The organism is Sphingomonas sp., assembly GCF_019749955.1.
In the GTDB taxonomy this organism is placed as follows: domain Bacteria; phylum Pseudomonadota; class Alphaproteobacteria; order Sphingomonadales; family Sphingomonadaceae; genus Sphingomonas.
Map to the genome: position 1 here is coordinate 1 of NZ_JAIEPC010000104.1, position 7,687 is coordinate 7,687.

Consider the following 7,687-nt stretch of genomic DNA (forward strand, 5'->3'; position numbering starts at 1 on the left):
CCCGGCTCGTTGTCCGTTTTCCCCACTGGCAGGTGACACCACGCCCGGCGCTGCGGACAGCGAGACGGCCTTCTGCGCGCCGATACGAAGGATGCCGTCGATCGGGCCGCTGCCGGGCTTGAGCAGCTCGGTCGAAATCACCAGCCGGTCGCCGTCGCGCACCACTTTCTGGGGGGCGGCGTAGTTCAGGCGATCTGCTGTTGTCGGAAAGAAATAGGCCTGATCGAGCGGCGCGCTCGCCGGATAAGGAATGCCGATCCGCAGCCCCTTGCCGTCGATCTGATAGGTGGCGGCCATGCCGATCGGCTTGGGGATCGCCTGCCGATAGCGGTCGAACTGCGCGAGCCGGTCGGGCGCAATCGCGCCATCGCCCACCGTCAGGTCGAGCGCCAGTTCGGCGGCTTCGGGCTGGCAGATTTCCTCGGTGCAAACGAGATATTGCGTCTTGAGCTTGATCGGCAGCTTGGTCCCCGGCGTCGCGGTCGCGGGCACATTCAGCGTGATGAGCAACGTATAATGTTGCTCGAACACATAGTTCATCAGCCCGGCGATCAGCAAAGTCGTCGGCACCGGATAGCGCGGCGCCTCGGCCGTCACCCCGGCGGGAAGTTTCCAGTCGAGCTTGGCGGGGAAGCCCGCATCGCCCGGATTCTGCCAATAGCCGTGCCAGCCGGGCTGCGGCGTCGCGTCATAGGCGAGCGTCACGCTCTTGCCGGGCGCGGGCGTATCGCTTTCGGCGATCAGTTTCAGCGCGATATGCGGCCCCTTCGAATAGGGGTCCGGCGCCTGCGCATTGGCGGGGGCAATAACGCCCAGCCAGAGCAGCACCGTCACAATAGCGAAACCAAGAGCGCGCATCCGCTGATCCTTGTGAACTGCCTGCGCGCCGGTGCATAGCCGGGTCGCGGGAGCAATGCACCCGACGCGTGCTACACCCGTCGCTCAGGGGGAATGTGATGAAGATTTCTGCCACGTTATTCGCGGGCGCGCTCGTGTTGGTTACACCCGCCGCACTTGCTCAGGACGCGCCCGCACCGACGGCCCCCGCCGTACCCGCCGCCAAGCCCGCGCCGAAGCTGCTGGTCGTCATTTCGGTCGATCAATTTTCGGCCGATCTGTTCGCCGAATATCGCAACCACTTTACCGGCGGCTTCAAGCGGCTGCTGACCGGCGCGGTCTTCCCGGGCGGCTACCAAAGCCACGCCGCGACCGAGACCTGCCCCGGCCATTCGACGATCCTGACCGGGATGCGCCCCGCGCGCACCGGCATCATCGCCAACAACTGGACTGACCTGAAAACCGCGCGCACCGACAAATCGATTTACTGCGCTGAGGATGAGTCGGTCCCCGGCTCGAACTCGCTCGCCTACACCGTGTCCGACAAGCATCTGCTGGTGCCGACCTTGGGTGAGCGGATGAAGACCGCCAATCCGGCGACGCAAACGGTGTCAGTCGGCGGCAAGGACCGTGCCGCCGTGATGATGGGCGGTCACAAGGTTGACGAGCTGTGGTGGTGGGACGGCAAGAAATTCGCCAGCTACGCCGGGCGCACAACCCCACAATCGGTCGCGCGCGTCAATGCGGGCGTCACCGACAAGATCGCCGCGGGCCAGTTGCCGCTCGACGCGCCCGACTATTGCATCAGCCGCAACCGCGCCGTCGCGATCGGCAGCGGCAAGACCGTCGGCACAGGCCGCTTCGAACGCGCACCCGGTGACACCCGCTCGTTCCGCGCCTCGCCCGAATTTGACGGCGCGGTGTTCAGCCTTGCCGCCGCGCTGGTGCAGGAGAAAAACCTCGGCAAGGGCAGCGCGACCGACATCATCTCGATCGGCGCCTCGGCGACCGATTATGTCGGCCATACTTACGGCACCGAAGGCAATGAAATGTGCCTGCAATTGGCCGCGCTCGACGAGACGATGGCCGATTTCTTCGAAAAGCTCGACACGCTTGGCATCGATTATGAAGTCGTGCTGACCGCCGATCACGGTGGCCACGACCTGCCCGAACGCAACCGCGATCATGCCGTGCCCGGCGCGGCGCGAATCGACCCCGCCTTCACCACCAAGGCAGTGAGCGACGCGATCGCGACCAAGCTGAAGCTGACCGCGCCGGTGCTGTTCGGCGATTCGGGATCGGGCGATGTGTGGATCGACCCCAAGCTGACGGCGGCGCAGCGGGCGGCGGTGTTGAAGGAAGCGCTCGCGGCCTATCGCGCCCACCCACAGGTCGCCGCCGCCTTCAGCCGCGCCGAGATCGAAGCCGCGCCGGTGGCGATTGGTCCGGCTGAAACGTGGACGCTGGTCGAGCGCGCCAAGGCGAGCTTCCACCCGCTGCGCTCGGGCGACATCGTTGTCGCGCTCAAGCCGCGCATCACGCCCATCGCCGACCCGACGCGCGGCTATGTCGCGACGCACGGCAGCTTCTGGGATTATGACCGCCGCGTGCCGATCCTGTTCTGGCGCAACGGCATGACGGGGTTCGAACAGCCGCTCGCGGTCGAGACGGTCGATATCGCACCGACCTTGGCGGCGACGATCGGCTTCCCGCTTGGGGCGCCGCAGGTTGACGGGCGGTGTCTCGACCTCGATCCGGGGGTTGGGGATAGCTGCCGCTAGGGCGAAGTGGCTATGGGGCCGACCCATGATCCGTTCGTGCTGAGCTTGTCGAAGCACCGTCCTTCTTTTCGGCGCGGTCGCAAAAGAACGGCAGCCCTTCGACAAGCTCAGGGCGAACGGGGCTGGATAATGGGACTTTCCTGAGGCGGTCCCGCCTCAACGCACCTCGAACGGCCGCACGCCCTTGCCCAGCACATTCGCCCCCAGCGCGAGCTGTTGGTGGCTCAAATCCGCCACAAACGCGGGCGAGCGCGTTTCGCCGGGGGCGAGGGTTGCGCGATTGCCCTCGACGCGCAGCCCCGCCGCCGAATAGGTCCGCGCTTCGGCCGCGACCGTGATGAACGCGGTCCAGTTTTCCTTGTTGCGGCCCTGCACGAAGACATTGTTGGCGATCAGGCCGGTGCCGCCTTCGGACAGGTCGATCATGTAATTGGTCTTGCGGCCCTGCGTATCGTCGAAGCTGTTGTCGGTGATCGACACGCGCGGGGTGCGCAGCTTGACGTAATGGCCGCCGCGCCCGCGCTCGAACCGGCTGCGCGTGACGGTGATCTGGCCCTTGTTGGCGAGATAGATGCTGTGCGCGCAATCGGGCGTCTGGTCGCACTGGCCCAGCCCGCTGAAGGTCGAGCGATCGATCGTGATCCGCTGGCCCGTAGGCTGGCCGCCGAGAATGCCTTCCTGGCTGTCGAGGAAGGTCGAATTGGTGACGGTCAGGTCACCCAGCTCAGTGCGGATGCCCGCGCCATTGCCGTCGCCGACATGGATGTTGCGAAAGATGATCCCGTCGACCACTGATCCGCTGCCGCGCAGCACCAGTGCCGCCTTGCCCTCGCACGCGACGCCGTCGAAAATCACCGTGCCGGGCTCGCGCGCCTTGAACGTCGCCTTGCCCCAGCTTTGCACCGCGCATTCGCGGTAGGTGCCCGGCGCGATCAGGATCGTCGACTGGGCGAATTGCCCGCGCGGGCCGGCGGCGGCGAGCGCATCGCTCAGATGCGCGAACCCCTGCCCGGTCTCGACGATCGTGAACGGCGCGGTGCCGCCTTGCGCGACGGCGGGGAAGGTGAGTGCAAGGGCGACGAACGGCAGGACGTGACGCATCTGGGGGCCTCCTCTGGCGGCGTTTGCGATGCACCCGATCAGTGATTCCGGGAAGGCTAATAGAGGGTTAACGCCCGCCCGCCCCGCTTCGGTACGATTGCGGCGCGCGTTAACCGGTGATTGTCAGCCCCGCCCAAAACCGCGACCTTTCGCGGCGCAACGACTCGCACCAGGGCGCGTGTTGCGGGAGGAATTTCATGACTCAGAGCAATCCAAATTATCCCATTGGAACAGCAAGTGTCAGCTTCTTTGATCCCAATGATGGGAACGTCCTAAACGTGCATGTCTTTTCGACCGACGGCTATAACATCACGCAGCGTTACATCCTCAGCAGCGGCGGTGGCTGGATGACCGGCCAGTTTAATCAACCCGGCAGCGCGGTGTCGGCAACCGCCTGGGTCGACAGCGGCGGCGCGCATGTCCGCGTGTATTGCACCAACGACGATACCACGACCGAATGGTGTTACGATCCAGGCACCGGCTGGACACAGGGCGGCTATACCAACATCTGACCGACCGGCTCCCGCTGTGCCGCGCGCGCGGCGGGAGCCAAGCCGTTGCCGGGTCGGCCCGTTCTCGCTAGCGAATGGGCGAGCCACCCCGACCCAATCGAGCACCGCGACCCGCATGGCGACGACCGAAATCTTCCTGATCGCGATGCTGATCATCCTGTCGGTGCCGTATCTCGTCTGGCGGGTGTTGCGGACCGATTACTACGCGCCTTTGGTGGTGGTGCAGATCGTCGGCGGTATCTTGCTGGGACCGGGCGTGCTCGGGGCGCTGTTCCCCGGTTACTATGCCTTCGTCTTCTCGCCCGCCGTGATCGGATCGCTCAACGGCATCGCCTGGTGGGCGGTGATGTTGTTCGTGTGGATCGCGGGAATCGAGCTCGACCTGAGCCAGGTCTGGGCGCGGCGCGGCGAGACCGCGACGACCGCTACGCTGGCGCTGGTGACACCGCTTGCGTTCGGCAGCCTCGCGGCGATCGCGATGCTGCAACTGCCCGGCTGGATCGGGCCGAAGGGCGTGCCGTGGCAAGTCGTGCTCGGCATCGGCATGGCCTGTGCGGTGACGGCGCTGCCGATCCTGGTGCTGTTCATGGAAAAGCTCGACATCCTGCGCCGCCCGCTCGGCCAGCGCATCCTGCGCTATGCGAGCGCCGACGACATCGCGATCTGGGGCGTGCTCGCGCTGATCCTGCTCGATTGGGAGCGGATCGGGCGGCAGTTGGGCTTCCTGATCGGCTTTGCGGTGACGATGCTACTGATCCGGCGGCTGATGGCGCGCATTCCCGAGGGCGACCGCTGGTATGTCAGCCTGATCTGGCTCGCGGCATGCGGTTTCGTCGCCGATTGGGCGGGGCTGCATTTCATGGTCGGCGCGTTCTTGTCGGGCGCGGTGCTTGACGCCAAGTGGTTCGATCAGGCGCGGATGGACCAGTTCCGTGGCGCCGTGCTGATGGCGTTCATGCCGGTGTTCTTCCTGTCGACCGGGTTGAAGACGCAGTGGGACGTCGGCGGAGTCGCGGTGTTCGGTGCAGCCGCGCTGCTGCTGGTGGCGTCGGTCGCGGGCAAGCTGATCGGCATTCAGATCGCGGGGCGGCTGCTGAAGTGGGAGCGCGGTGATGCCGCGATCATCGGCTGGCTGCTGCAAACCAAGGCGCTGATCATGATCATCTTCGTCAACATCTTGCTCGACCGAGGCATCATCACCAACGCGACCTTCACCGCGCTGCTGCTGATGGCGGTCGCGAGCACGATGCTGACGGTACCGATGGTCGCGCCGAGGCTGAAGCGGATGGCGGGGTTGGTCGAGCGGGCGGGGTGAGTGGGGCCATTTTCCGAACGGTAGAAGTTGGTGGGAAGCTGTTATTCCCCGCCGCCGAAGTCTATTCCACCGGGCGGCTTCCGAATGCCCCGGCGGTTACGGTCGTCAAATAAAATGTGTAGCAGCGCGACAATCGCGAAAGTGCCAAACGCGGCTAGGGCTGATGTGCTCTTAGCCTGCATTGTTAGAACGCAATATCCGATGAAGAGCCAAGCTGGAAAGGCGACTACTACCGTCACCCCTTTCAACCACAGGGGAAGGGGCCGCCACCAGCTCTTAAAAGATGCGCTGAGTTTCATACGATGAGCCTAGCCTTAAGCAGGCAACAGCTGCAATTGGGTCGAAAACTGCCGTTCGGTCTAATGCCTCCCCACCCTAATCCAAATTCGGCCGCAGCCACCTCTCCGCGGTCTTGAGGTCCACCCCGCGCCGAGCCGCGTAATCCGCGACCTGATCCGGGCCGATCCGCGCCACGCCGAAATATTCGCTCTGCGGGTGCGCGAAGTAGAAGCCGCTGACCGCCGCCGTCGACGGCATCGCGATCCTTCGGTCCGCGACGCCCTACCTCACCGCCGCCGCACCGGCTTCCGCGCCCCGCCAGCCGCAGGCTTGGCCGCCGCCTTGGGCACCACCGCCATTGTCCAGTCCGCCTCGGGCCGCAGATACTTCTGCGCGGTCGCCTGCAGGATTGCGGGCGTCGTCTGGGCGACGTCGCGCGAGAGGGTGCGGATCGCGGCGATGCGGCGCTCGTCATAGGTCGCGCCTTCGAGCTGGCTGAACCAGAAGGTATTGCCAGTCGACGTGCGCGAGATGAGCTGCATGTACGGCACCACCGCGCGCTTCAACTCATCGGCGTCGATCGGCTTGGCGGCGAGATCGGCAGCGATTTCGCGCGCGAGCTTGAAGAAGAAGGCGACCTTGTCGGGCGGCACCTGCCCGATCGCGATCACGCGTCCGCCGCTCGACAGGCCGACCGGCCAACTGCTCGACACATTGGGGCTATAACTCGCGCCCGCTTCCGAACGGAGTCGGTCAAACAGCCGGTCGGAAAATACCTGCGCGAGCAGATCGAGACGACGGCTGTCGGTGATCCCGTCGATCCCGCCGCCGGTCGGCCAGGCGATGACGGCGACGGCCTGATTGGTAGGACCGTCGTGGGTGCGCATCACCGGCGTGGCGACATGCGCGGGGAAAGCAATCGGCGGCGGCGGCGTGGCCGATGCCGCGCGCGGCTTGAGCGCGCCGATGCTGTTGGCGACGGCGGCGATCGCGTCATCGGCCTTTACATCCCCGAACACCTGCACTTCGATCGGCCCCGATTGCAGCAACGGCTCCCACAGCGCACGAAACTGCGCGGGCGTGGTTGCGGTGATCTGCGCCGGTGTCGGCACCGCCCAGCGCGGATCGCCGCCGTGGAGCAATCCTTCAAGATCGCGCCCCAGCACCGAGCCGGGCGACGCCGTGAAACCGGCATAGGCGGTCAGCGACAGCGCGCGGGCGCGCGCGATCGGCTTCGGGTCCCAGCCGGGTGCGGCAAGCTTTGCCGCGATCAACGTGAGCTGATCGGGCAAATCCTCCGCCGAGGTGGTCGATCCGAGCACGAAGGCATCGTCATCGACCGCAAAGTCCAGATCGATCCGCCGCCCCGAGGTGAGCGCGTCGAGTTCTTCCTGCCCCAGCGTGCCGATGCCGCTCGATATCAACGCAAGCGGCGCCGCCCAGGCTGCCGTTGGCCGGTCAGCGGGCAAGCCATTATAGCCCTGCCCGAAGCGCACGCGGACATAGACCCGCCCCGCCTCCGACCCGTTCGGGAACATCATCATCCGCACGCCATTCGAAAAAACGACCTGCTCCATGCCCAGATCGCTGATCGGCTTGCGGCTGACGATCGTCGCGGGTGCGCCGAGCTTCGGGAGCATCGAGAAATCGACCTTGCCCGCCGTGCTGCGCGTGGTCGCGACTTTGGACACATCGGCCTTCAGCGCCGCCTGCAACTTGGCGACCGCCGTCGGATCGGGCGTGCGGGTGTTGACGATCGCGTGGGTCGCGCTGCCGGTGAAGACGCGCTTGGTCGACGCGAGCAAGGCCGCGGGCGAGAACATGCCCTTTTCGCGCGCGCCGAGGAAAATGTCATAGGCGGT

Annotated in this window: 6 protein-coding genes and 1 pseudogene; 3 read left to right on the forward strand and 4 right to left on the reverse strand. The window is 65.8% G+C overall.

Annotation, left to right across the window (positions count from 1 at the left end; genetic code table 11):
- Positions 1 to 858, reverse strand: an 858-nt coding sequence (locus tag K2W81_RS15495) for a protein-disulfide reductase DsbD domain-containing protein (protein ID WP_294106130.1), incomplete at its 3' end; no start/stop codon positions are given.
- 98 nt (positions 859 to 956) lie between these two features.
- Between K2W81_RS15495 and K2W81_RS15500 the strand changes: the two genes are divergently transcribed.
- Positions 957 to 2,618, forward strand: a complete 1,662-nt coding sequence (locus K2W81_RS15500; RefSeq protein ID WP_294106132.1) for an alkaline phosphatase family protein — start codon at positions 957 to 959, stop codon at positions 2,616 to 2,618.
- 156 nt (positions 2,619 to 2,774) lie between these two features.
- Here the strand turns inward: K2W81_RS15500 and K2W81_RS15505 are convergent, their stop codons facing one another.
- Complete coding sequence (locus tag K2W81_RS15505; RefSeq protein WP_294106135.1) at positions 2,775 to 3,719, reverse strand: right-handed parallel beta-helix repeat-containing protein; 945 nt, start codon at positions 3,717 to 3,719, stop codon at positions 2,775 to 2,777.
- 197 nt (positions 3,720 to 3,916) lie between these two features.
- Here K2W81_RS15505 and K2W81_RS15510 point away from each other — a divergent pair, with 197 nt between their 5' ends.
- Positions 3,917 to 4,231 carry a hypothetical protein gene (locus tag K2W81_RS15510; RefSeq protein WP_294106137.1) on the forward strand — a complete coding sequence of 105 codons (315 nt, stop codon included), beginning with the start codon at positions 3,917 to 3,919 and terminating at the stop codon, positions 4,229 to 4,231.
- A gap of 115 nt (positions 4,232 to 4,346) precedes the next feature.
- Complete coding sequence (locus K2W81_RS15515) at positions 4,347 to 5,546, forward strand: cation:proton antiporter (RefSeq protein ID WP_294106140.1); 1,200 nt, start codon at positions 4,347 to 4,349, stop codon at positions 5,544 to 5,546.
- A gap of 375 nt (positions 5,547 to 5,921) precedes the next feature.
- Here the strand turns inward: K2W81_RS15515 and K2W81_RS15520 are convergent.
- Together K2W81_RS15520 and K2W81_RS15525 are read right to left on the reverse strand one after the other, a co-directional pair.
- A pseudogene (locus K2W81_RS15520) lies at positions 5,922 to 6,083 on the reverse strand (vitamin B12 dependent-methionine synthase activation domain-containing protein); the annotation flags it as partial.
- Between the two features lie 29 nt (positions 6,084 to 6,112).
- The coding region (locus tag K2W81_RS15525) for an insulinase family protein (protein WP_294106143.1) at positions 6,113 to 7,687 on the reverse strand (1,575 nt) is incomplete at its 5' end.

Coding starts and splice junctions, on each gene's coding strand:
- K2W81_RS15500 (WP_294106132.1), top strand. CDS start 957: ATGAAGATTTCTGCCACGTTATTCGCGGGCGCGCTCGTGTTGGTTACA.
- K2W81_RS15505 (WP_294106135.1), bottom strand. CDS start 3,719: ATGCGTCACGTCCTGCCGTTCGTCGCCCTTGCACTCACCTTCCCCGCC.
- K2W81_RS15510 (WP_294106137.1), top strand. CDS start 3,917: ATGACTCAGAGCAATCCAAATTATCCCATTGGAACAGCAAGTGTCAGC.
- K2W81_RS15515 (WP_294106140.1), top strand. CDS start 4,347: ATGGCGACGACCGAAATCTTCCTGATCGCGATGCTGATCATCCTGTCG.